This window comes from Bacillus sp. C30, from assembly GCF_040838255.1.
GTDB lineage: Bacteria > Bacillota > Bacilli > Bacillales > Bacillaceae_G > Bacillus_A > Bacillus_A mycoides.
Genome location: NZ_JBFPJH010000023.1, coordinates 1 through 23,272, shown reverse-complemented (window position 1 = coordinate 23,272; position 23,272 = coordinate 1). Strand labels below are relative to the sequence as shown.

At 36.5% G+C, this 23,272-nt stretch carries 20 protein-coding genes and 1 pseudogene; 3 read left to right on the top strand and 18 right to left on the bottom strand.

Features of this window, described 5'->3' with window-relative positions:
• Positions 1 to 14: 14 nt before the first annotated feature.
• The 9 genes from AB3X49_RS04930 to AB3X49_RS04890 all read right to left on the bottom strand — a co-directional run bounded on the left by AB3X49_RS04930 (position 15) and on the right by AB3X49_RS04890 (position 12,309).
• A complete protein-coding gene (locus AB3X49_RS04930) occupies positions 15 to 1,730 on the bottom strand; it encodes an ABC transporter ATP-binding protein (protein WP_012261982.1) in 1,716 nt (571 codons plus the stop codon).
• A gap of 128 nt (positions 1,731 to 1,858) precedes the next feature.
• Positions 1,859 to 3,043 carry a PDZ domain-containing protein gene (locus AB3X49_RS04925; RefSeq protein ID WP_172798714.1) on the bottom strand — a complete coding sequence of 395 codons (1,185 nt, stop codon included), beginning with the start codon at positions 3,041 to 3,043 and terminating at the stop codon, positions 1,859 to 1,861.
• Between the two features lie 95 nt (positions 3,044 to 3,138).
• Positions 3,139 to 4,575: a S41 family peptidase gene (locus AB3X49_RS04920; protein WP_012261984.1), complete on the bottom strand. Its 1,437-nt coding sequence runs from the start codon at positions 4,573 to 4,575 to the stop codon at positions 3,139 to 3,141.
• Positions 4,576 to 4,693: 118 nt separating this feature from the next.
• Complete coding sequence (gene ftsX / locus AB3X49_RS04915) at positions 4,694 to 5,587, bottom strand: permease-like cell division protein FtsX (RefSeq protein WP_002089596.1); 894 nt, start codon at positions 5,585 to 5,587, stop codon at positions 4,694 to 4,696.
• On the bottom strand, positions 5,577 to 6,263 hold the full coding sequence (ftsE, locus tag AB3X49_RS04910) for a cell division ATP-binding protein FtsE (RefSeq protein WP_003192357.1): 687 nt from the start codon (positions 6,261 to 6,263) through the stop codon (positions 5,577 to 5,579). Before ftsE ends, ftsX begins: the two co-directional genes overlap by 11 nt.
• A 323-nt stretch (positions 6,264 to 6,586) precedes the next feature.
• Entirely contained in the window at positions 6,587 to 6,910 is a 324-nt protein-coding gene (cccB, locus tag AB3X49_RS04905) for a cytochrome c551 (protein ID WP_002016129.1), read from the bottom strand.
• 456 nt (positions 6,911 to 7,366) lie between these two features.
• Positions 7,367 to 8,465, bottom strand: a protein-coding gene (prfB, locus tag AB3X49_RS04900) for a peptide chain release factor 2 (protein ID WP_100248371.1) whose coding sequence is annotated in 2 segments (ribosomal slippage) — positions 7,367 to 8,392 and positions 8,394 to 8,465 — 1,098 coding nt in all. Because the reading frame shifts where the segments join, the coding sequence is not laid out codon by codon here.
• A gap of 143 nt (positions 8,466 to 8,608) precedes the next feature.
• Positions 8,609 to 11,116 carry a preprotein translocase subunit SecA gene (gene secA / locus AB3X49_RS04895; RefSeq protein WP_002034761.1) on the bottom strand — a complete coding sequence of 836 codons (2,508 nt, stop codon included), beginning with the start codon at positions 11,114 to 11,116 and terminating at the stop codon, positions 8,609 to 8,611.
• A gap of 254 nt (positions 11,117 to 11,370) precedes the next feature.
• Complete coding sequence (locus tag AB3X49_RS04890; protein WP_367960758.1) at positions 11,371 to 12,309, bottom strand: helix-turn-helix transcriptional regulator; 939 nt, start codon at positions 12,307 to 12,309, stop codon at positions 11,371 to 11,373.
• An 82-nt stretch (positions 12,310 to 12,391) separates the two neighbouring features.
• Between AB3X49_RS04890 and AB3X49_RS04885 the strand changes: the two genes are divergently transcribed.
• Positions 12,392 to 12,835: a VOC family protein gene (locus AB3X49_RS04885; protein WP_002139133.1), complete on the top strand. Its 444-nt coding sequence runs from the start codon at positions 12,392 to 12,394 to the stop codon at positions 12,833 to 12,835.
• 103 nt (positions 12,836 to 12,938) lie between these two features.
• Here the strand turns inward: AB3X49_RS04885 and hpf are convergent, their stop codons facing one another.
• From hpf to AB3X49_RS04850, 7 genes are all read right to left on the bottom strand, one after another.
• Positions 12,939 to 13,481 carry a ribosome hibernation-promoting factor, HPF/YfiA family gene (gene hpf / locus AB3X49_RS04880; protein WP_002089603.1) on the bottom strand — a complete coding sequence of 181 codons (543 nt, stop codon included), beginning with the start codon at positions 13,479 to 13,481 and terminating at the stop codon, positions 12,939 to 12,941.
• 320 nt (positions 13,482 to 13,801) lie between these two features.
• A complete protein-coding gene (gene cspC, locus AB3X49_RS04875) occupies positions 13,802 to 14,005 on the bottom strand; it encodes a cold shock protein CspC (protein ID WP_367960755.1) in 204 nt (67 codons plus the stop codon).
• A gap of 119 nt (positions 14,006 to 14,124) precedes the next feature.
• The gene (locus AB3X49_RS04870; protein WP_367960753.1) at positions 14,125 to 14,829 is read right to left on the bottom strand and encodes a ComFC family protein; all 705 of its coding nucleotides are present in this window, start codon (positions 14,827 to 14,829) and stop codon (positions 14,125 to 14,127) included.
• Positions 14,829 to 16,178 (bottom strand): ATP-dependent helicase ComFA, encoded by a 1,350-nt coding sequence (gene comFA / locus AB3X49_RS04865; protein WP_367960768.1) that lies wholly within the window; start codon positions 16,176 to 16,178, stop codon positions 14,829 to 14,831. The genes AB3X49_RS04870 and comFA overlap by 1 nt, the downstream gene beginning before the upstream one ends.
• A gap of 130 nt (positions 16,179 to 16,308) precedes the next feature.
• Positions 16,309 to 17,610, bottom strand: coding sequence for a C40 family peptidase (locus AB3X49_RS04860; protein WP_367960751.1), 1,302 nt, complete (start codon positions 17,608 to 17,610; stop codon positions 16,309 to 16,311).
• Between the two features lie 264 nt (positions 17,611 to 17,874).
• The gene (locus AB3X49_RS04855; RefSeq protein WP_002089608.1) at positions 17,875 to 18,189 is read right to left on the bottom strand and encodes a winged helix-turn-helix transcriptional regulator; all 315 of its coding nucleotides are present in this window, start codon (positions 18,187 to 18,189) and stop codon (positions 17,875 to 17,877) included.
• A gap of 162 nt (positions 18,190 to 18,351) precedes the next feature.
• The gene (locus AB3X49_RS04850; protein WP_002016143.1) at positions 18,352 to 19,194 is read right to left on the bottom strand and encodes a DegV family protein; all 843 of its coding nucleotides are present in this window, start codon (positions 19,192 to 19,194) and stop codon (positions 18,352 to 18,354) included.
• Positions 19,195 to 19,432: 238 nt separating this feature from the next.
• Here AB3X49_RS04850 and AB3X49_RS04845 point away from each other — a divergent pair, with 238 nt between their 5' ends.
• A complete protein-coding gene (locus tag AB3X49_RS04845; RefSeq protein ID WP_002034752.1) occupies positions 19,433 to 20,068 on the top strand; it encodes a YigZ family protein in 636 nt (211 codons plus the stop codon).
• Positions 20,069 to 20,142: 74 nt separating this feature from the next.
• On the top strand, positions 20,143 to 21,270 hold the full coding sequence (locus AB3X49_RS04840) for an LCP family protein (protein ID WP_367960748.1): 1,128 nt from the start codon (positions 20,143 to 20,145) through the stop codon (positions 21,268 to 21,270).
• A 53-nt stretch (positions 21,271 to 21,323) separates the two neighbouring features.
• On the opposite strand, the gene wecB is transcribed toward AB3X49_RS04840, so the two are convergent.
• Positions 21,324 to 22,439 (bottom strand): non-hydrolyzing UDP-N-acetylglucosamine 2-epimerase, encoded by a 1,116-nt coding sequence (gene wecB / locus AB3X49_RS04835; protein WP_113936248.1) that lies wholly within the window; start codon positions 22,437 to 22,439, stop codon positions 21,324 to 21,326.
• Positions 22,440 to 22,514: 75 nt separating this feature from the next.
• A pseudogene (locus AB3X49_RS04830) lies at positions 22,515 to 23,222 on the bottom strand (nucleotide sugar dehydrogenase); the annotation flags it as partial.
• Between the last annotated feature and the right edge of the window lie 50 nt (positions 23,223 to 23,272).

The window sequence follows — 23,272 nt, the reverse complement described above, 5'->3', positions numbered from 1 at the left end:
AGCAGAAATTATATTTACGAACTAAACTGCGCCTCATACAATCGGCTGTAACCCTCGCCTCGTTTGATTAGTTCCTCATGTGAACCTTGTTCTGCAATACCATCTTTATTTACAACGACGATGCGATCTGCATTTTTAATAGTTGCAAGCCTGTGAGCGATAACTAATGTTGTACGGCCAACAGATAGTTCTGCAAGTGATTTTTGGATAGCAAGTTCTGTCTCTGTATCTAGCGCAGAAGTTGCTTCATCTAAAATTAAAATTGGCGGGTTCTTCAAGAACATACGGGCAATTGCTAAGCGCTGCTTTTGTCCTCCTGAAAGTTTCACACCACGCTCACCGATAACTGTATCTAAACCGTCTGGTTGCGAGTAAATTAAGTCCTCTAGCTGAGCACGTTTTACCGCCTGCCAAATTTCAGATTCTGAAGCTTTTAAGTTTCCGTAAGCGATATTTTCACGAATTGTTCCTGAGAATAAGAAAACATCTTGCTGTACAATTCCGATTTGCTTACGAAGTGACGATAACGTCATCTCTTTGGTGTCAATGCCATCAATTTGAATTGATCCAGATGAGTGTTCATAAAAACGAGGTAATAAACTACATAGTGTTGTTTTCCCTGCCCCTGATGGTCCAACGAAAGCAACTGTTTCACCTGCATGTATTTTCAAACTAATATCGTTTAAAATCGGCTCTTTATTTTCATATCCGAACGTGATGTTATTGTATTGAATATCGCCGTGTACATGTTTAACTTCTATTGCATCTTTAGAATCTACAATATCCGGCTCTGTTTCCAGAAGTTCTACATATCTTTTAAAACCAGCGATTCCTTTCGGATAACTTTCAATAACCGCATTAATTTTTTCAATTGGGCGGAAGAAAATATTCGTTAATAAAACGAATCCAATAAATCCACCGTACGTTAATTCACCTTGCAGAACAAACCATGTACCACATATTAATACAAAGAGTGTTACAAGACGCATCAGCATATAACTAATCGATGAATTTAACGCCATAATTTTATACGCCATTAATTTTGTTGTACGGAAACGAGCATTATTTACAGCAAATTGCTCTTTCTCAAACTTTTCATTTCCGAATGCTTGTACAACGCGGATACCACCTACATTGTTCTCGATACATGCATTGAAATCAGCAACGTCTGAGAATAAACGTCTAAACGTACCTGTCATTTTTTTATTGAAGTAAAGTGCCAACCATAATAAGAACGGGATTACGAAGAATGTTAGAAGTGCTAACTTCCAGTTAATCATCATCATAAATGAAAATGCTCCAACTAAAGTCATAATGGCAATGAATAAATCTTCTGGTCCATGGTGAGCAATTTCCCCAATTTCCATTAAATCGTTTGTAAGACGTGAAATTAAATGACCTGTTTTATTATTATCAAAAAATCTGAATGATAGCTTTTGAATGTGATCAAACAATTTCTGCCTCATATCTGTTTCAATGTTAACCCCAAGCATATGTCCCCAATATGTAACGACATATTGCAAACCTGCATTTAACACATAAACTACGAACAAGCCGAAACAAGCCCATAAAATAAGCGTCCAGTTTTGTCCTGGTAATAACTTATCAATAAATTGATTTACGATAAGCGGGAAACCAAGTTCGAGTAAACCTGCGATAACTGCACAGGAAAAATCGAGTACGAATAAACCTTTGTACGGTTTATAGTAAGAAAAAAATTTACGTAGCATATCTTTCCTCCCTTTTCCAAATTAAAAGACTCTCTAAATGATAACCATTATCAAATAATTATTCAAGTTATCCGTCTATGAAACTAAAAAAACCTTCATCTATATTTGATGAAGGTTTCCATTTTACTTTATATAGCTTCCGAATCCCACTCGTGCTCTTGCTGAACAAATACAACACCTAATTCATGATGTCCCCCGGCGTATAATGCCGTTTGAGCAAGACGAAGCTCACCATTTGTATCTACTACTTCTAATTTACAAAACGCTCCTGTCGTCTTCGTTTGAAGCGCGTCATAAAACTCTTCGGTACTTCTTGGAATGATTCCATTTACTTTCGTAATAACTTCTCCAGGCTTTAAATTCATCTCTGCCCCAATTGTATTCGGAATTGTATCTAACACAACAAGTCCATCATTACGTGCGGCAAAGTATGCTGGTCTTTTCTCGTCTGCAATTTTCTCTTGCATCGAGATTGTAAAGCGTCCAAGCATTGCGACTCCCATCGCGATAATTGCGAGTACGTGCCACCAGTAACTTGCGATACCTAAAACGAGTACGAGCCCCGCTAAACCATAGACGCGTCTTCCTGTAAATAATAAAGCTTCCGTCGGCTCATAACTTCTAACCTTTCTCATAAATCCAATTAAAAATGGAACGAGGAATAAAGAGTATGTAGTCGAACCTATTGAAACGACAGGCCACCAAGAAATAAATCCTGTCACCGCGTCTCCTGGTATAAGAATAAATACTGGTACAAGCCATAAACGATTGGATTCATGTAGTCCAATTCGTAGCCCACGCTTACCTTTGTTAATTTTCGGCGTAGAATAACGAACTGCATTTTTAGAGATTAATAAACCCTCTACAACGAGCATAACGCCTAGTAAAATAGCAAGGGATACAATCGTACCCTCTTCACCTTCTCCAAGCTGTAAGAAGGAAACTGGCATCTTAGACGACAACAACACGAGTGCAATCGCGATTCCGAAAGTATAAGCTACAGATAAATATCGATACATAGCAGTTAATCCGAATAATAACGTCCAAAGTAAAATTGCCCATAAACTCGCTTTTGAAACAACAAGCCCAAGCCCAATCGTAATAATAGATACGATTAATCCGTACCCAATACCTGCAAATAGAGTTGTTCGTAGTTCAAACCAAATATCATATACTTTAAAAGAAAAATCTTTTCGTTCTCGTAATATACGTAAGTATCCAACGAAGATACTACTAATTAAAAATACATAGACAGCAGGGTGTAAGAAAAAACGTCCAACTGCTCGTAGTATTTCAAAAAGCCATGCCTCCACGAATTCATTCACCACCATTTATATCATTCTTTCTTTTTATCTTATCATATTTAACACATAAAAAAATACAGGCATCAAAGTGCCTGTATTCTTTCTTATTTCGCTATTAATTTCAATGCCGTCTGTAATTGTAAATCATTTTCTCCAGAACGGATTTTTTCAATGATTTTAGTTTGAATCGCTTCAGCTGTCTTTTTATCGAGTTGTCCTGTTGCTTCCATCTCATTCGCATTTTGGAATGCTTTTAGTGCTGATTCTGTCTCTTTGCTAAAGTATCCATCTTCACGTCCTGGTACATATCCTAAGCTCTTAAGCATTTCTTGTGCGTGTTTTACTTGTACATCATTTGAATTGTATGAAAGTGTCTTTTCAATTTGAATTGGTGTCGCATGATAATAATCTGGTTGCTTCACTTCTACAGTTGGCGCGATTCCTTTTTTATGAATCCAATTGCCATCTGGTGTTAACCATTTAAACATTGTTAATTTAATGTTGCTGCCATCTTTAAATGGAACAGCCTGTTGAACAGTACCTTTACCAAACGTTTTTTCACCAATTAAATCGTATCCTTCTCCTTCTTTTAGCGCACCAGCTAAAATCTCTGAAGCAGAAGCACTTCCGTTATCAATTAATACTGAAATTGGATATGACTTTCTCTCTTTCAGTTCCGTAGAGAATTTCTTCTTCTCACCATTTCGCTGTTCTACTTGTAGCATTGGCTTTTTATCTGTCATGATGTCTCCTAGTATATCTTCTACACTATTTAAATAACCACCAGGATTACCACGCACGTCAATAACTAAGCCTTTTATGTTTTTCTTCTCTAGCTCTTTTAACTGATCCTTAAATTCTTTCGCAGTATTTTCAGCGAAAGAAGTAATTTGCATATAACCGATATCTTTTCCGCTATCTTGCTTTACGGAACTAAATACAGTGAAAATCGGAATCTTTTCACGCTTAATTTTAAATTCTATCGGATCAGCCACTCCTGCGCGCTTAATTTCAATTGCAACAGTCGTTCCTTTTTTACCACGAATTTTTAATACTGCTTCTTCACGTGATAAATCTTTCACACTATTTCCATCTACAGATAAAATTTGGTCATTCGGTTTAATTCCTATCTTTTCTGCTGGTGAACCTTTAATTGGCGATACGATAATAAGCTTACCGTCCGTCTTGTTCACTTCAGCTCCAATCCCTTCAAGTTCAGGATCCAGTGACTGACTAAACTGTTTTGCCGTTTCTTTATCCATATACGTGGAATAAGGGTCCTTCAGCGTAGACAACATTCCTTGTATCGCACCTTCGACTAATTTGTCGTCTTTCACGTCTTCCACATAACGTGAATCAATTAGTGCATACGCCTCATTAATCTTTACCAAATTTCCTTGCGCTGTGCCAGCATTACCATTCGATACTGTTTGTGTTACATACGCTGGGTTTATCCCAAACCAGTACATACCACCAAACATCCCACCAGCACCAATTAAAAATGCAACAACCATTCCAATAATTGCAACTCTACGTTTCAATGCGGAATTCCCCTTTCCAGAACACACAGGTGGTGTAGCAAAAGGCATCACACGATGTGTGATGCCTTTACCTATTTCTACTATATGATAAGCTTGTACGAATTATGTTTGCAACTTTTTATACTTTTAAGAAGCGACGAATTGACATTACACTTCCCCACATACCGATTAATGCACCGATTAACATTAATAAACCAGCTAATTGGAATACGAATGGGTTGTATGGTAGAAGCTCGAAAATTGTTCCGCCAAGTTTTTCATTAAACACACCTTGCAACGAATTATACATAACTAAAATTAGGCCAATTGGAATAATTGATCCTAATACTCCTAGGAATAATCCCTCTAACAAGAACGGCCAACGAATAAACCAGTTTGTTGCACCAACAAGTTTCATAATTTCAATCTCAGTACTACGAGCATAAATTGTAATTTTAATTGTGTTAGAGATTAAGAACATCGCTGTGAATAGAAGACCCGCAATTAACGCAATCCCGATGTTACGACCAGTTTTTACAGTATCAAATAATTTTTCAACTTGACCTTTACCGTATTGAACATTACTTACAAACTGCATTTTCTCAATCTTTTTCGCAATTGTTGCCGTATCTGTTGGTTCTTTCGCCTTTACAACAAATACGTTTTTCAGTGGGTTATCTTGCTCAAATAACTCGAACGTTTTTCCACTATCGCCTAAGCTTTTAATTAAACGTTTCAACTCTTCTTCTTTAGAAGAATATTTAATAGAATCTACTTTCGCAATTTTACTCATATCTTCTTCTAATTTCTTTTGATCAGCTTCTTTTGCTGCTGGATCAACATGCACACGAATTTCTACATCTTGCTCTACTTTCGTCGCAAAATGGTTCATATTCATAATCGCTGTCAAAAAGACACCTACAAGTAATAATGTAACTGTTACTGCACTTACAGAAGCAAATGTCATCCATCCGTTACGGGATAGATTTTTCACACCTTCTCGCAAATGTCGACTAAGGGTTTTAGCCTTCATATCCGTATCCTCCCTCAATCTCGTCTCGAACAATTTTTCCGCCTTCAATTGCAATTACACGATGACGAATTGTATTTACGATATCTGCGTTATGTGTCGCCATAACAATCGTTGTACCACGCTCATTAATACGTTTAAAAATCTTCATAATATCAAGAGCTGTTTCAATATCTAAGTTACCTGTTGGCTCATCGGCAATTACAACCTTTGGCTTATTTACAATCGCTCTTGCAATCGCCACACGTTGTTGCTCTCCACCCGAAAGCTCATTTGGAAGTGCATCGGCACGCTCTTCAAGACCAACAAGACCTAACACTTCTGTAACGCGCTCACGAATCGCTTCCTTCTCTTCTTCAATTACTTCTAAAGCAAACGCAACATTCTCATATACCGTTAATTTAGGTAGCAATTTAAAATCTTGGAAAATCACGCCTAATTGACGACGGAAATATGGAACATCTCTTTCTGCTAATGTTTCAATTACAAGTCCATTTACATTAATTGATCCTGTAGATGGCTTCTCTTCACGATACATCATTTTAATAAATGTAGATTTTCCGGCTCCACTCGGTCCAACTACGTATACGAATTCACCTTGTTTAATGTTAACTGTGAGACCAGCAATGGCTTTCATACCATTTGGGTACTCCTTATAAACATTCGTCATTTTTATCATTATTTATCACCCAATACTTAATGATTTTTTTAGAAATACTTTTCTGTACATTTGAAAATAAAAGAAAAACCTTTATTTTCATTCGACCATTCTTGTTGAAGGTAGCTTCCATACATGCTTTTTATTAGCAACGCTACTCTATGTAATATATTTCATCAAAATTCTACAAACCCCATTGTAACATCAATCGGTTTCCAATTCGGATACAATTTTGTTACAGTTATGTTACATACTAATAAAAGGTAAACGAGCTCATGTAATTACTTAACTCGAAGCACTTTTCGGTCAAGTTATACAATCAGCTCGTTTATTAATTACGTTTCTTATTTATGCTCCGCTAACCATTCAGCTACTTTTTTCGCATCTTCACCTTGAATAATTCCTGGTGACATTGAACCGCGGCCTTTTTCAATAATCTTTTCAATCTCTGCTGCGTCATATTTCTGTCCTACTTTTCGTAAATCTGGTCCAGTTGCTCCTGATAAATCTTTAGCGTGACAACCTATACAACTTTTTTGGTAAATTTGCTCTGCGCTATCTGTGCTTGCAGATTGTTTTGATGGTTTACTCTCTTCTTTATTTCCACATGCTCCTAAAGCAAAAACGACTGATGTCCCCAGCGTAATAGCCAACAATTTCTTTTTCACTTCTATCGCTCCCCATTGTTGATATTCTTTTCATTCATAACTAGGCAATAGTTTTCATAACACATTCAATATTCATTATAAGCATTATCTTTATATAGAAAAACTAAGGTGTATTTCATATTTTTCACAAATATAGTGAGAAGCCTAATAAAATAAGCTTTCATAAATTGTTTCAATTCTGTGAACACCTTAGAAAGTTCTATAAAGAGCCTTTTTCTCCAATCAAAACTGAGAAATTCTATATAAAGTCCTACTCTATTACCACTTTGTTTTACTATTCTCTACCTTTTACAAAACAATATACGGCATTGTATTCTACATATAATCTCATCAAAAAGAGAAGTTGTCGTTTCCAACTTCTCTTCCTCTTTATTTCATCAATATAAATAAGATAAGCCTCTTTATATCCTCTTGGACCTCAGCATGTGCCAACAATTCTGTTGGCTTTTTCTCTTACTAAATACGAGAACGTAAATACGCATCAATAAACGGATTAATTTCCCCATCCATAACTGCTTGTACGTTACCAACTTCTGTATTTGTACGATGGTCTTTCACAAGAGAATACGGGTGGAATACGTAAGAACGGATTTGGCTGCCCCATCCAATTTCTTTTTGCTCTCCGCGAATCTCATCTAATTGTGCTTGTTGTTCTTCTAATTTCTTTTGATATAATTTCGCTTTTAGCATTTTCATCGCATGCTCACGGTTTTTAATTTGAGAACGCTCTGACTGACATGTTACAACCGTGTTTGTTGGTAGATGAGTTATACGAACTGCTGAATCTGTCGTATTAACGTGCTGTCCACCTGCACCACTTGCACGATACGTATCTATTTTCAAATCTTCTGTACGCACTTCAATTTCAACTTCATCATTGAATTCAGGTACAACTTCACAAGATACGAACGATGTATGACGACGACCTGAAGAATCGAACGGTGAAATACGTACAAGACGATGTACACCTTTCTCCGCTTTCAAGTAACCGTAAGCGTTATGACCTTTAATTAATAATGTAACACTCTTAATACCAGCTTCATCGCCCGGTAAGTAGTCAACCGTTTCTACTTTAAACCTACGTTTTTCAGCCCAGCGCGTGTACATACGTAATAACATAGAACCCCAGTCTTGTGACTCTGTTCCACCTGCACCTGGGTGTAATTCTAAAATAGCGTTATTTTTATCATAAGGATCGCTTAATAGTAACTGCAGCTCGTACTCATTCATTTCTTGAATTAAAGTTTTCACTTCTGATTCTAGTTCCTCATGTAAATCTTCATCATACTCTTCTTTAAGTAAGTCATGCGTCATTTCTAAGTTTTCGAACGTCTCATCTAACTGACGGAACCTTCCAACCATATCTTTCAGCGCATTCGCTTCATTAATTACAGCTTGTGCGCCTTGTTGGTCATCCCAAAATCCTGCGCCCATCATCGTTTCTTCTAATTCTGCAATTTGTTTTTCCTTAGTAGGAAGGTCAAAGAGACCCCCTAAAAGCCGCTAATCTCTTAGCCATTTTTTCTAGTTCTTGCCTAATTTCTACTAATTCCATTTCCTTCACCTCTATGTAATTGCTGTTACTTTCATATGAAAACAAGGGAAACTCTCTCCACTTATTACGGAGAGAGTTTAAACCTTTTCATTATACATTTTTGATGTAAAAGTTTGCAAAGCAGCCTGAACTACAGTTCCCTATTACTGCCCAATGCCACAACAGTTTTTATATTTCTTGCCACTACCGCATTTACATAAATCGTTGCGTCCCATTTGGTCACCTTTTACAACCGGTTTTTTCTTCGCGTCTTCGCCATCGCTTGATGGATGAACAGCTTCACCTTGAACAACTTCTTGACGCTCTAAGTTTTGCTCAATTTCAGCTTTCATAATGTAACGAGAGATTTCCTCTTCAATAGAAGCGATCATCGACTCGAACATTGCGAACCCTTCCATTTGGTATTCACGAAGTGGATCGATTTGTCCGTAAGCACGTAAATGAATACCTTCACGAAGGTGATCCATTGCATCGATATGATCTGTCCATTTCGTATCTACAACACGGAATACAACAACCTTTTCGAATTCACGCGTCTGCTCTTCAGGTAGAAGCTTCTCTCTTTCATTATAACGCTCTAACAATTTCGCGATGATTGATTCGCTCATTTCTTCTGGAGCAAGGCGACGTAACTCTTCTTCTTTTACATCTCCTTCTTCAAGAAGGTTTGTATTTAAGTAATCGACAAGACCTTTAATGCTCCAATCTTCTTCGATTTCTTCTTGCGTATGAAGTGCAACAGCACGTTCTATCGTAGATTTCATCATACCTTCAATAATACTGCGTAAGTTCTCTGAATCCATTACTTCTTGACGCTGTTTATAAATTACTTCACGTTGTTGACGAAGTACATCGTCGTATTGCAATAGCTGCTTACGTGCATCATAGTTATTTCCTTCCACACGTTTTTGCGCAGATTCTACAGCACGAGAAACCATTTTACTTTCGATTGGCTGTGAATCATCCATACCAAGGCGATCCATCATCGCTTTCATATTGTCAGAACCGAAGCGGCGCATTAGTTCGTCTTCCATTGATAAGTAGAACTGTGTTACACCAGGGTCCCCTTGACGACCAGAACGACCACGTAACTGATTATCAATACGACGACTTTCGTGACGCTCTGTACCGATAACTGCTAGGCCAACGTTTCTAATATCGTCGCCTAACTTAATATCCGTACCACGACCAGCCATATTCGTCGCAATTGTTACAGCGCCTTTCATACCAGCTTCTGCAATGATATCTGCTTCACGCGCATGGTTTTTTGCATTTAAGATATTATGACGTACACCTTTACGTGTTAACATTTTTGAAATAAGCTCTGACGTTTCAATTGCAACTGTACCAACAAGAATAGGTTGCCCTTGCTTATGACGATTTACAATATCCTCAACAACTGCATTGAATTTACCTTCCATTGATTTGAAGATTAAATCAGCACGATCATCACGAATAATATCTTTATTCGTTGGAATTACGATAACATTCATATTGTAAATACTACGGAATTCTTCTTCTTCCGTTTTCGCTGTACCAGTCATACCAGATAATTTTTCGTACATACGGAAGTAGTTTTGGAACGTAATTGTTGCAAGCGTCATACTTTCATTTTGAATTTCTACGCCTTCTTTTGCTTCAATAGCTTGATGTAAACCTTCGCTATAACGACGACCTTTCATAAGACGACCAGTGAATTGGTCTACGATTACGATTTCGCCTTCTTGTACAACATAATCTGTATCAAGGTGCATAACAACGTGTGCACGAAGCGCCTGATTAATATGGTGAAGAAGTGCTACATGTTTTAAATCGAATAAGTTATCGATATGGAAAGCTTTCTCAGCTTTCGTAATACCATCTTCTGTTAACATTACATTTTTCGTTTTCACATCAAATGAATATTCTTTTTCATTTTCTAATGTACGAACGAATGCATTTGCAAACATGTATAGCTCTGCTGATTTTTGAGCTTGTCCCGAAATAATAAGCGGCGTACGTGCTTCATCGACTAAAATAGAATCGACTTCATCGATGATAGCAAAATTAAGTGGACGCTGAACGCACTGCTCTCTATATAACACCATGTTGTCACGTAAGTAATCGAACCCAAGCTCGTTATTTGTGCTATACGTAATATCAGCAGCATAAGCAGCTTGTTTCTCTTCACGTGACATACTATTTAAGTTAATCCCTACAGTTAGGCCAAGGAACTCATGAAGTTGTCCCATTTCGCTCGCATCACGTTGCGCTAAGTATTCATTGACTGTAACAACGTGAACACCTTTTCCTGTTAATGCGTTTAAATATACAGGTAAAGTAGATGTTAACGTTTTACCTTCACCTGTTTTCATCTCAGAGATATTTCCTTCATGTAAGGCGATACCACCCATTAGCTGTACGCCATATGGACGCATTCCAAGAACACGATTCGCTGCTTCACGAACAACCGCAAAAGCTTCAGGAAGTAGATCATCTACTGTCTCACCTTTTGTTAGACGTTCTTTAAATTCAATCGTCTTTCCTTTTAATTGTTCATCAGTTAGCGGCTTAATAGATGATTCTAATGCATCAATTTGCTCCACTGTCTTCTGCATACGTTTAATTTGGCGTTGGTTGACATCAAATACCTTTTTTAAAATACCGATCATAGGAAATACGCTCCTCTTTTATTAAAATAAAACTTCCGATTGCTTTCTTTTTCTCTTTACAATCAGTCGTTATAAAAATCAAATTTATGTTATGCCAATTTTTCTCCTAATTTAAAAAGCTAAAATGTATAAACCTAATGATAATTGTAACACTTGTCTTATAACTATGACAACAATCGTCCAAATGTCGAGCCGTAGATTCAGAAAAAGTTTTTATTTTATTTTATTTCTTCCAACAAACTACTATCTCTTCGTTACAAATTTTGTATTAAATCTAAGTAGTATTCTTTCAAGTTCTCTTTTAAAGAAGATGGCTCAATTATTTTTATAGTTTTACCAAAACTAGCTAGATATGAAATGATAAAGTTGATTTCAGCAGGCTCATAAGTTCCTATTAAATATGTATCTTCACATTCTTCCCATAATTTCATCGAAGAATATTGTTGTCGCTTGAATATCTCTATCCCCCTCGCAGTAATTGAGCATTTAAATTGAATAGCTTGTTCAGTTGCCTTCCAAAGACTATGTGCGTTATGTATATTTATATTTTCCAAATCCAGACTATCCTGAGCATCTACCATTTCTAACGACCTAATACGATCACAGCGAAACACTCGATAAGTCGCTTTATCTAAATCGTAAGCCTGACAATACCAATAACCTTTCATTGCATAAATCGAAATCGGCTGAATACGGCGCATTGTCGTTTGTTTCGGCGTTACATAGTTTATAGTTAAAGCCCTATTTTGAACAGCAGCTAACAAAATCTCTTCTAGATAACCACATTCATGTGCTTGTTCCAAATGAAAAAAGGACACTCTTTTTTGCAAGTTTTCAATTTGCTCACGCTGTTTTGACGAAACACTATCTAAAAATTTCTTATTAATGGAACGAAACGAGATTTGAAAAGGAATACTTACAAAACTACTTAGTGCTTGCATTGCAAAATAAAGTGCAAAAACTTCATGATTTGTAAATGAAATCGGTGGTAATGTCATCGTTTTTATTAAACGATACCCTCCATACCGACCATACTCTGCAAAAAGAGGCACACCCATTTCCTCTAATGATGCAATATCACGTAAAGCTGTCCTTTTTGAAATTTGAAATTCATCCATTAAATCTTTCAATGTGAATATTTGTTTTTGATTAATAAAACGTAGCATCTGATTTAAACGCTCAACTTTTTTCATAAACTCTCCCTATAGGTGCCACATATTGGCACCTTATATTTGTATAGTAATAAGTGTAAACATATATGAAGGAGGCAATACAATGAACTTTGAAGTAATCCCTTTTTTATCATTAAATGGGCAAGGTGCTAAAGCAATTGCATTTTACGAACAGTATTTAGACGCAAAAGTTTTATTTAAAAAGAATTATAAAGAAATGAAAGAAATAGACCCGAATTTCACGTATAAAGAAAGCCAAGAACATTATATTACCCATTCCGTTTTACAAATTGGCACTAATAAAATTATGATTGCAGAACAGGCAGTGGATTCCACACGCCCTTGGCAATTAAGTAATAGCTCATCATTATGCATTCAATCTAAAGATTTCCAAACCATTGAAGCACTCTATCACAATCTAATTCAACATGATGAGGTTTATATTTTAACACCTTTTGAAAAAAACTCCTTCAGCCCTGGTTACGCCATTGTGCGAGATCCTTTTGGAATAGTAATACAATTGACCGTTACAAAACATGACTTCTAAATTTCATTACGAATAAGCCATTTAAATTCATATCAATATTACAAGATAGGAAGGCAAAAACATATAAAAAAAGCGCAGCCATTTTGGCTGCGCTTTTGAATGATTATTTAGTTTCGATTAAACCATATTTCCCATCTTTACGGCCATATACAACATTAGTTTCATTTGTATCAGCATTTGTGAAGACGAAGAAACTATGTCCTAGCATATCCATTTGCAAGATCGCTTCTTCAACGTCCATCGGTTTTAAATCGAATCGTTTTGTACGTACAAGTTCTAATTCATCCTCTTCTACCGCATCCAGAACAGCTACTGCTTCCGGAAGGATAAAGTTAGTTTTCATAGAACCTTTCTCACGTAATTTACGGTTTACTTTTGTTTTATGTTTACGAATTTGTCGCTCAATTTTATCAACTACTAAATCAATCGCAGCGTACATATCGCTATTTGTTTCTTCTGCACGAAGTAATAAATCTGTAAATGGAATTGTTACCTCGATACGTTGCTTGTCAGAGTATACTTTTAAATTAACCTTAATCTCTGGGAATGTATCAAAATAACGCTCTAATTTACTTAGCTTTTTCTCTACATATTCCTTTAATGCTGGAGTTACTTCAATATTTTCACCACGAATGTTGAATTTCATAGATGAATTCCTCCTTTCAAGCCTATGTACTATAATTTCGACATTGGCTTAAAAACTCCTTCTAATTTTTTTGAAAAATTAGTGGAATTGCGATTTTTTTATCGTTTTTTGTTGAAATGAAAAGATGCATCGTTTCTATCTTTATTTTATCCTATTAACATCGTGAATAACGAATGTAACTGTGGACAATTAGTTACAGAAAAGAAACAACTTTTTGACAACTCCTCTAAAACAAAAAAGCCCTTGTTACGAGCAAGAGCTTTCGCCATCTATATAATGCTGCTAAAAATACAGCTCTATCTTTTCCAAAAACTTAATTTTTACAGTTTCACAACATTAGCCGCTTGTGGCCCACGTGCTCCATCAACAATATCAAACTCCACTTGTTGACCTTCTTCTAACGACTTATACCCATCTTGTTGAATAGCAGAAAAATGAACAAACACATCGTCACCATCTTCACGCTCAATAAACCCAAATCCCTTTTCTGCATTGAACCATTTTACTCGTCCTTGTATGTTCATTCCATTCCCTTCACTCTTAAAATCAGGGCATTGCCCCATATTCTGACTATAACGAATGACAAGACTGTAAGTCAAAGAAGACCTGTCGTCTTTTTATTACTCCTTTCGACATTCACATATTAACCTCTACAAAGCGTCAAACAAGAAACCTCTCTCGCTCCTCGATCATACAAAAGGCTTCCAATTTGCCTAACAGTAATTCCTGTCGTATACACATCATCCACGATTAAAACATGTTGCTCATGAAACATCTCTTCTCCCTGAAAATAAAAAGGATTAACTCCCGATATCCTTTCTTTACGCTTCTTCTTACTTTGTTTTTCTGTTTCTATTCTTCTTAATGATGCACAAAGCATTTTGATAGGCAAACAAGAAGCTAGTAACTCCGCTTGATTAAAACTACGCTCGTATTCTCGCTCTTCACTAAGAGGGACCGGAATGGCAACTGAAACATTCGCAAAATATTTTTGAAAAAGACTTCGAAAAGGCTGATGAAAAATATGCACTAATTCAGCATCTCCGCGAAATTTAAACTGTGCTAATATTTCTTTCATCCCTTCATCATACACATGCAACGAACGATTTATGAGAGACGGAAACCCCTGCTCGTTCGTCCACCTTATGCAGTCCATACAAATATCCCCGTTTTTATATTCAGCTGGTACAAGTTCTAAAGGCCGACCACACTCCTTGCAAATATCTCCTATAATATAGGAAAGTTTTTGTTCACATCTATCACATATATACTTTTTATGAAGCTTAACAAAAAAAGTGTACCAACTAATCGCATATGAAATATGCTCATCACAAAGTAGACAATGCATCAATCTATCAGTCCTTGTTCTTTAGCATTCTTATTCATACTTTGAATATGTTTTTTCGCACGCACCATCGCCTCTGTCTTTCCATAATGAAAATAGATAACATCTCCATGCGGTTCATCAGAGCTTCTACCAGCACGCCCTGCAATTTGAACGAGAGCACTTTCTGAAAATATTTCTTCCTCAGCTCCTAAAACTGCAACTTGTAAATTTTTGACAGTTACTCCTCGTTCCAAAATCGTCGTTGTAACTAATAAAGGGATTTCTCCTTTTCTGAAAGCTGCTACCTTCTCTTTTCTCGCCGGATCTTCTGCATGCACACCGTCAATTTGATTGTTTAATGATTTTAATAACTGGCTAATTTCTTCTACATATCGCACATGAGGAACAAATAGAAAAATGGGGTATCGTTTCGATAAGTACAGATTTAACCATTGTAATAAAGCACGAGGAATTTTTTTACGTATAAGACCCTTTTTCCAATTTCCGCACCACCGAAATATCGGAACTGGCAATGGATGACGATGGTATCGCCCTGAAATAATAACCCCTTTTTGCTTACCACTTCGCAACTTACGCTTCCACTTTTCATCTGGAGTTGCAGTTAAATAAATACGTGCTGCCTTCTCTTTCATCACTTCGCTTACTGCATACTGCAACATCTCATCTGCATGATACGGAAAAGCATCTATCTCATCTACAATCATGACATGGAACGCCCTATAATAACGTAACAATTGATGTGTAGTTGCAACGATTAACGCCGCATCTTTTTCTCGGTCTAAACTCCCTCCGTATAAAGCAGCTACATTTATATTTGGAAACACTTCTTGTAATCTTGGTGCTAATTCAAGTACAACGTCCGTTCTCGGCGTTGCAATACAAACTCTTTCTCCCTTTTGTAGTGCCTCTGCAATTCCGCGAAACAACATTTCTGTTTTTCCAGCCCCGCACACCGCCCAAATAAAAAATGATTCTTTCTGCTTAACAGCGTCAACGACACTTTGCGCAGCTAACTTCTGACCGTCAGACAAAACGCCTTCCCACTGTAACGGATTCAAATAACTTTCTCCGCTTATTTCAGCAATCCCGCGAACAAGTACAGTACATTCACTTACCCTGCCCATCGTTATACATTTCCGGCAATACGTACATACTTCATTGCACCTTTTACATAGCAATGATGCAAATAGTCGCTGCTCTATATTTCCGCAACGCTGACACATATATTTTGAAGACTTCTTAATTACCCCTTGTACACAAACGACGTCTCGATTCCTTTTCAAATGATCCAATTTATCCTGCAAATCTGAAGAGAGTTCTTCTAACAGTAACTGTCTACCAGCTAACATCATCAATAGCCACCTCCAGCACTACTATAAATCCTGCTCTTTATCTCGTAAAAACTCAAAAAAGCCGATAACCTACTTATAAAATAGTAGGCTATCGACTTTATACACGTTTTTTATTCAATTATAAATCCTATAATCTACCGTAACCTAAGAAATGTTTTTGGTTGTAGCTACTGCTTAAGCTAGCGTAAGCAATCCCTTTATCACCAGCATGAATCATTTGGTCGTTACCAACGTAAATACCGATGTGAGATGGACCTGCTTTATAAGTACCTTGGAAGAATACTAAATCTCCAGGTTGTGGGCTACTTACTTTCGAAACTGAGTTCCAGTAACCTGCAACGTCTTGACGACCTACACCATAAATGTAAGAAATAAATCCACTACAGTCAAAACCACCGTTTGATGGAGATGCACTCCCCCAAACATATGGCATACCTAAGTATTGTCGTGCTTTACCAATCACGCCAGTATCCGGAGTTGGCCCTGGTGCTGGCTCTGGTTTTTTGTTTTCTTGTTTAGGCTCTTCTTTTTGAGGCTCTTCTTTTTGAGCTTGTCCAGCATTGTTTGCTGGTGCAGCTTGTTCTGCAGGCGCTTGCGCTGGTGCAGCTTGTTGAGCTTGTGCTTCTTTAGCAGCTTGTTCTGCTTGTTTTTGAGCAGCAGCTTCTTGTGCAGCTTTTTCTTGCGCTTCTTTTTCAGCGATTTGTTGTAATTTTAATGCCTGTTGTTCAAGCTCTTTCAATTGACCTTCCGTACTTGTCATTGTAGTTACAACTGTATCCATTTTACCGCTTAAATCGTTTACTGCTGTTGCTTTTTTCTCTTTTTCAACGTCAAGTTCTTTCTTAGCAGTTTCAATTTGAGCTTGTGCTTCTTTTAATTCTTTTTGTTTTTCTTTTACTGTCTCAACATCTTTTTTCACGTTCGTTTGATCTTCTTGTTGTGTTTTCATGATATCTTCGTCAGATTCCATAATTTTAGACACAGAAGCTAAACGATCAACTAAATCTGCAACGTTTTTAGAGTTTACAAGAACTTCTGTTACAATGTTCGTATTTGGCTGTTCTTGTAGTGCAACTAAACGTTTTCTTAATAACTCTTCACGTTTTGCAATCTTTGTTTGTAGTTCTGCAATATCTTTATTTTTATTTTCGATTAATTGCTCAGTATCAGAAACTTTTTTTGTTGTTTCATCAAGTTTTGAAGCGTTCTCTTGAACAGACTTATCCAAACCTTGGATTGTTTTGTTTAAGTCATTCATTTGTTTTTGTAATTCATCACGTTCTTGTTGTTGTTTATGTAAAGTATCATTTTGTGTGTTAATTTGTGATTTCACGTCAGAAATTTTATCTTCTGCAAATACATTTGGTGTTAGCCCAGAAAACATTAACCCTGCAACTAATGCGCAAGATGCCATTTTTAGCTTTTTCATTTTATTTTTTACACCGCTTTCTTTTTTTCATTTTCCGTATATAACCTATTAAAATTTATACCATAATTCGGGAGTTTTTTTGCTAATGTTACGGTTTTGTAAAATAAATGTAATATTACATTTATCTCTATAGCAAAGTATATCTAAATTTGTATATATATGTAGAATTTTAAGAGCCTTACACCGTTTTTTATAGGATTGAAAAAAAACGTAAGGGAACCCCTTACGTTTTGAAAATACTCCAATATGAATGAAATAGAAACGTTACTTCATCCATTTCTCAGCCCAATTTTGGACCTCATCCATAACACTTTCCAACGCTTTCCCTTTATCAGTTACACCGTACTCGATTCTAACTGGTACTTCTGGATAAACATTACGAACTACAATACCTTCGCCTTCTAATTCCTTTAAACGTTCTGACAACATACGATCGCTCATATTCGGTATAATATCTGCGATTTCTCTGAAACGTTTCGGCTCTTCGAGCAAAGATTTAATAATTAAGCCAGTCCATTTCTTACTAAGCATTGTAAAAGCTGACTCAAACTTTGGACATAAACAAGAATTATGCTCCATATGTTTCACCTCTCTTCTATTATAATATAGTTTCTTGTAAAAAGTAAGTAATAAAACTTTCCTCATTATTTAATTTTACATACATTTTACCATTTCCAAATATTAACTTGTCAAATCCCCGTAAAAAAACCCTCTTCAAGTAAGAGAGCTTTTATATCTTTATCACTTCGTATACCAACCTAAACCAAGCGCACCTTCACCTAAATGCGTCCCAATTACAGCTCCGAAATAACTCGTACGAATTGTAACATGAGGGTATATCTCTTCTAATTCTTGTTTCCATTCATTAGCTTCCTCTTCACGATTCGCATGAATAATAACAGCTTCCATAGGCACACCTTTATTTGCCTGCTCATCAAAGATTTCAACGATACGCTTTAACGCTTTTTTACGCGTACGAATTTTTTCGAATGGAATAATTACTTTATCTCTAAAGTATAATACTGGTTTTACTTGTAACAAACTACCGATGAAAGCTTGTGCACTATTTAATCTTCCACCACGTTGTAAATGATGTAAATCATCCACTACAAAATAAGCATCCATCGTTTGCTTCATTTCATCAAAGCGAGCGATAATCTCTTCTGGGGCTTTCCCTTCACTTACTAATTTCGCCCCTTCACGCACGTAAAACCCTTGTACTTCACAACTAATTTCAGAGTCGTACGTATATACATCAATACCATCTACCATCTGTCCAGCTGCCGTTGCTGTTTGATATGTACCACTAATTCCACTGGAAAGGTGAATGCTAATAACTGCATCATATTCTTTAGATAACTCTTCATATAACTCTAAAAACTTTCCAATTGCTGGTTGCGAAGTTTTCGGAAGTTCTTCTTGTTCACGTACTTTTATATAAAAATCATTTGCTGAAACTTCAGCCTCTTCTTGATAAGATTCCGTTCCAAACACAACGTTTAATGGAATCATATATATATTGAGTTCGTCACGAATATGCTTCGGTATATATGCTGTACTATCGGTAACAATAGCTGTTTTCATTTTCGTACCTGCCTTATAAAAAATTTTTATCCCCTAATTTTACACGAAAACTAGAAAAGGTGCATCCATACATAAAAATGCCGGCTAGAAACTACAATCACTCACTCGACAAATTACAACAAAAAGATAAAATACTCACCAAAAATTTCAACATATTTGTAAAAAATGTTTGAATATAAAAACGCTCGCTTTTAAAATGTAAAGTACTAGTTATTTTGAAAGATAGGGGCGTATACCATTGTTATTACAATATTTAACAATAAAAGGCTATGGAGAGCACGAAATTGTGATTCAAAAATCAAGATTCATTTGCTATGTGAATCGCGCCACAACGGAAGAGGAAGCTCAAGCATTTATACAAAAAATAAAAAAACAGCATTGGAATGCAACACATAATTGTTCCGCATATTTAATCGGTGAACAAGATCAAATTCAAAAGGCAAACGATGACGGCGAACCGAGCGGCACAGCTGGTGTACCTATGTTAGAAGTATTAAAAAAGCGAGGTCTAAAGGATACTGTCGTTGTCGTCACGCGCTATTTTGGTGGCATTAAACTTGGTGCTGGTGGATTAATTCGCGCATATGGAAAATGTACAAGTGAAGGACTTAATCACGTAGGCGTTGTTGAGCGAAAACTAATGCGCGTTATGGAAACAGAAATTGATTACACATTGCTTGGCAAAGTTGAAAATGAATTACGTAATTCAGAATATAACATTAAAGATATACATTATCTAGAAAACGTCACATTCGATACGTATGTAGAAGAAAATCGAAAACAAACATTTACAGATTGGATGATTGAATTAACAAACGGGAAGTGTACAATTAAAGAAGGAGATATGTTGTACTTAGAACAAGGTGTTATCTAAGAATAGCTAACTTATCGCCTTTAAAGATTAATGTAGTGAATTAATTCCCTACAAATGAACTAAGGAGATTATATATGGAAGAACGTTATTATCATCTCCAAAATAGCAGAATAAAAAAGAAACGTAGAAGAAAACTTTTCTTCTTTCTTATTTTCGCATTTTTATTTGGTAGCGTAGGACTTTATATGTTAAATTCCTACACTTCTCTCATGGGGATGTACAGTGGATTTAGCCGTGAAAAATCTAAATTACGAGCAGAAGATGTGGAAATCACAAAAAAACCTTTCACAATACTAATTATGGGTATTGAGGATTACGCAACAGATGGTCAAAACGGCCGAACAGATTCACTCATGTTCGCGACAGTTAATCCAAACTCAAAAAAGGTTTCACTTATGAGTATCCCACGCGATTCTCGTGTTAAGATTGTTGGCAAAAATAAAGAAGACAAAATTAACGCTGCCCATGCTTACGGTGGAGAAAAAATGGCAATCGACACCGTCGAAGAGTTTTTAAAAGTTCCTGTTGATCATTATATTAAAATTGATTTCCAAGGATTTAAAGGTATCGTTGATGCTGTTGACGGTATTACCGTTGATGTCCCCTTCGATTTCTGGGAACGCTCTGACGTGGATTACTATAAAAAAATCCAATTTAAACAAGGTCAACAGAACTTAAATGGTGAAGAAGCACTCGCATACGTCCGTATGCGAAAGCAAGATCCTAACGGTGATTATGGTCGAGCTGCTAGACAAAGACAAGTACTGGCTGCTGTTGCCCAAAAGCTAAACTCTGCTTCTACCGTATTTAAAATTAAAGATTTAACAAAGGTAGTTGGAAAATATATAAAAACCGATATTCCTATTTCAGACGGACTTGCTCTTTACAATAAAATCTCTGGATTCGACCCTTCTACAATACAAACGTTAAAACTTGAAGGAGAAGACAGAAAAATTGGCGGTATTTATTACTTCCTTCCAGATCCAATCAGTGTAGAGACTGTACGTAACGAAATTGAAAAGGAAATAGGAGAAAAAGCAAAAGTTCCAACAGAGACTACGAAAAATGAGAATACAAATTCCGATTCAAATTCTAACTCCAGCGCAAAAGCAAAGAAGGAGCCGAGTGAGAACAAAACACCACCGCCTCCTCCCCCTTCTACAAATGCTCATGCAGAGTGGATTATGAGGAATCATGAATAAAAAAAGAGCCAAATCGTATACGATTTGGCTCTTTTTATTTCACGCAATTGTTGTTACTTCTTAAAGTGTTGTAAAATCGCTTCTACAATACGCTCAGACGCACGACCATCGCCGTAAGGGTTAGATGCTTTCGTCATCTTATCATGAGCTTCTTTATCAGATAACAACTCATCAGCAAGACCAAAGATTGTCTCTTCATCTGTTCCTGCTAATTTCAGCGTACCTGCTTCGATACCTTCTGGGCGTTCCGTCGTATCACGAAGGACAAGGACTGGCACACCTAGTGATGGTGCTTCCTCTTGTACACCACCAGAATCAGTTAACATTAAGTATGAACGAGCTGCAACGTTATGGAAATCAATTACATCTAACGGCTCAATTAAATGAATACGGCTATGCTCGCCTAAAATATCATTCGCTATTTCGCGAACAACAGGATTCATATGAACAGGGTATACAACTTGTACATCTTCGTGCTTATCAACAAGACGCTTAATTGCACGGAACATATTGCGCATTGGTTCTCCTAAATTTTCACGACGGTGTGCTGTCATAAGTACAAGACGATCATTTCCAAGTTTCTCTAACACCGAATGGCTATAAGTTTCTTTTACAGTTGTCTTCAGTGCATCGATCGCTGTATTTCCTGTTACGAAAATGCGTGACTCATCTTTATTTTCTTTTTGTAAGTTCGTTGCTGATTTTGTTGTAGGTGAGAAATGAAGATCCGCCATTACACCTGTTAGTTGGCGATTCATCTCTTCTGGATATGGAGAATACTTATCCCATGTACGAAGTCCTGCTTCAACATGTCCTACTGGAATTTGATTATAGAAAGCAGCTAAGCTTGCAATAAATGTCGTCGTTGTATCACCATGCACAAGTACGATATCAGGCTTCGCTTCTTTCATTACTTTATCTAAACCTTCTAAACCACGTGTTGTAATATCGATTAACGTTTGACGATCTTTCATGATATTCAAATCGAAATCTGGCGTAATTCCAAAGATATTTAATACTTGATCTAACATTTGACGGTGTTGTGCTGTTACAGTCACAATTGATTCAATCTTTTCTGGGTGCTTTTGCAACTCTAATACAAGAGGGGCCATTTTAATTGCTTCTGGTCGTGTCCCGAAAATTGTCATTACTTTTAAACGTTTAGTCATTTCATTGCCTCTTTTCTTTCACTAGTTAAAACTTCTATTATCGCATATAAAAATATGCATGTGAAAATACAGTTTTTAACGCGCCTGAGAAACATTACTATTACAGACGTCTTTTCGCCCAACTGAGTAATAATCTAATCCATGCTTCTCGGCATCCTCATTAGTATAACAATTTCTCCCATCAAATAGAATAGGTTCCCTCATAAGCTGTGCATACTTTTCTAGCGGATAATTTCGAATTAATTCCCATTCTGTTACGATAAAAACTGCATGCGCCTCTCTAATCGATTCATCTATACACTCAGCGTATCGTATCGTATTTCCAAATAAACTTCTTACATTTTGAATAGCTTGTGGGTCATATAAAACCACATCCGCACCTATATTAATTAATTCTTCTATTATAATAAGAGATGGCGCTTCCCTAATATCGTCAGTATTCGATTTGAATGCTGCACCAAGAACCGCAATTCGCTTCTTCTTCATATCTATAATTTTCTTCGCTTTTTCAACTAACAACAACTGTTGTTTATTATTCACTTCAATGACTGCTTTCAACAAGCGAAAATCATGAGAAACATTCCCTGCAATTTGCACAAGTGCTTTCGTATCTTTTGGAAAACAAGATCCTCCATATCCGATGCCTGCATTTAAAAAAGATGCACCAATTCTCTTATCCATCCCCATTCCTGTAGCTACATCTACTATATCTGCACCCACTTGCTCACATATATTAGAAATTTCATTAATAAAACTAATCTTCGTAGCTAAAAAAGCATTAGAACCTGTCTAGAATCTTTTTAATAAAATCGCCACGCCTGCCAATAAGCAAC

Coding starts and splice junctions, on each gene's coding strand:
- AB3X49_RS04885 (WP_002139133.1), top strand. CDS start 12,392: ATGAACTTTGAAGTAATCCCTTTTTTATCATTAAATGGGCAAGGTGCT.
- hpf (WP_002089603.1), bottom strand. CDS start 13,481: ATGAAATTCAACATTCGTGGTGAAAATATTGAAGTAACTCCAGCATTA.
- ftsX (WP_002089596.1), bottom strand. CDS start 5,587: ATGAAGGCTAAAACCCTTAGTCGACATTTGCGAGAAGGTGTGAAAAAT.
- comFA (WP_367960768.1), bottom strand. CDS start 16,178: ATGTTAGCTGGTAGACAGTTACTGTTAGAAGAACTCTCTTCAGATTTG.
- AB3X49_RS04860 (WP_367960751.1), bottom strand. CDS start 17,610: ATGAAAAAGCTAAAAATGGCATCTTGCGCATTAGTTGCAGGGTTAATG.
- AB3X49_RS04840 (WP_367960748.1), top strand. CDS start 20,143: ATGGAAGAACGTTATTATCATCTCCAAAATAGCAGAATAAAAAAGAAA.
- ftsE (WP_003192357.1), bottom strand. CDS start 6,263: ATGATAAAAATGACGAATGTTTATAAGGAGTACCCAAATGGTATGAAA.
- AB3X49_RS04870 (WP_367960753.1), bottom strand. CDS start 14,829: ATGCATTGTCTACTTTGTGATGAGCATATTTCATATGCGATTAGTTGG.
- wecB (WP_113936248.1), bottom strand. CDS start 22,439: ATGACTAAACGTTTAAAAGTAATGACAATTTTCGGGACACGACCAGAA.
- AB3X49_RS04930 (WP_012261982.1), bottom strand. CDS start 1,730: ATGCTACGTAAATTTTTTTCTTACTATAAACCGTACAAAGGTTTATTC.
- AB3X49_RS04850 (WP_002016143.1), bottom strand. CDS start 19,194: ATGAAAACAGCTATTGTTACCGATAGTACAGCATATATACCGAAGCAT.
- AB3X49_RS04890 (WP_367960758.1), bottom strand. CDS start 12,309: ATGAAAAAAGTTGAGCGTTTAAATCAGATGCTACGTTTTATTAATCAA.
- secA (WP_002034761.1), bottom strand. CDS start 11,116: ATGATCGGTATTTTAAAAAAGGTATTTGATGTCAACCAACGCCAAATT.
- cspC (WP_367960755.1), bottom strand. CDS start 14,005: ATGAACATACAAGGACGAGTAAAATGGTTCAATGCAGAAAAGGGATTT.
- AB3X49_RS04855 (WP_002089608.1), bottom strand. CDS start 18,189: ATGGAGCATAATTCTTGTTTATGTCCAAAGTTTGAGTCAGCTTTTACA.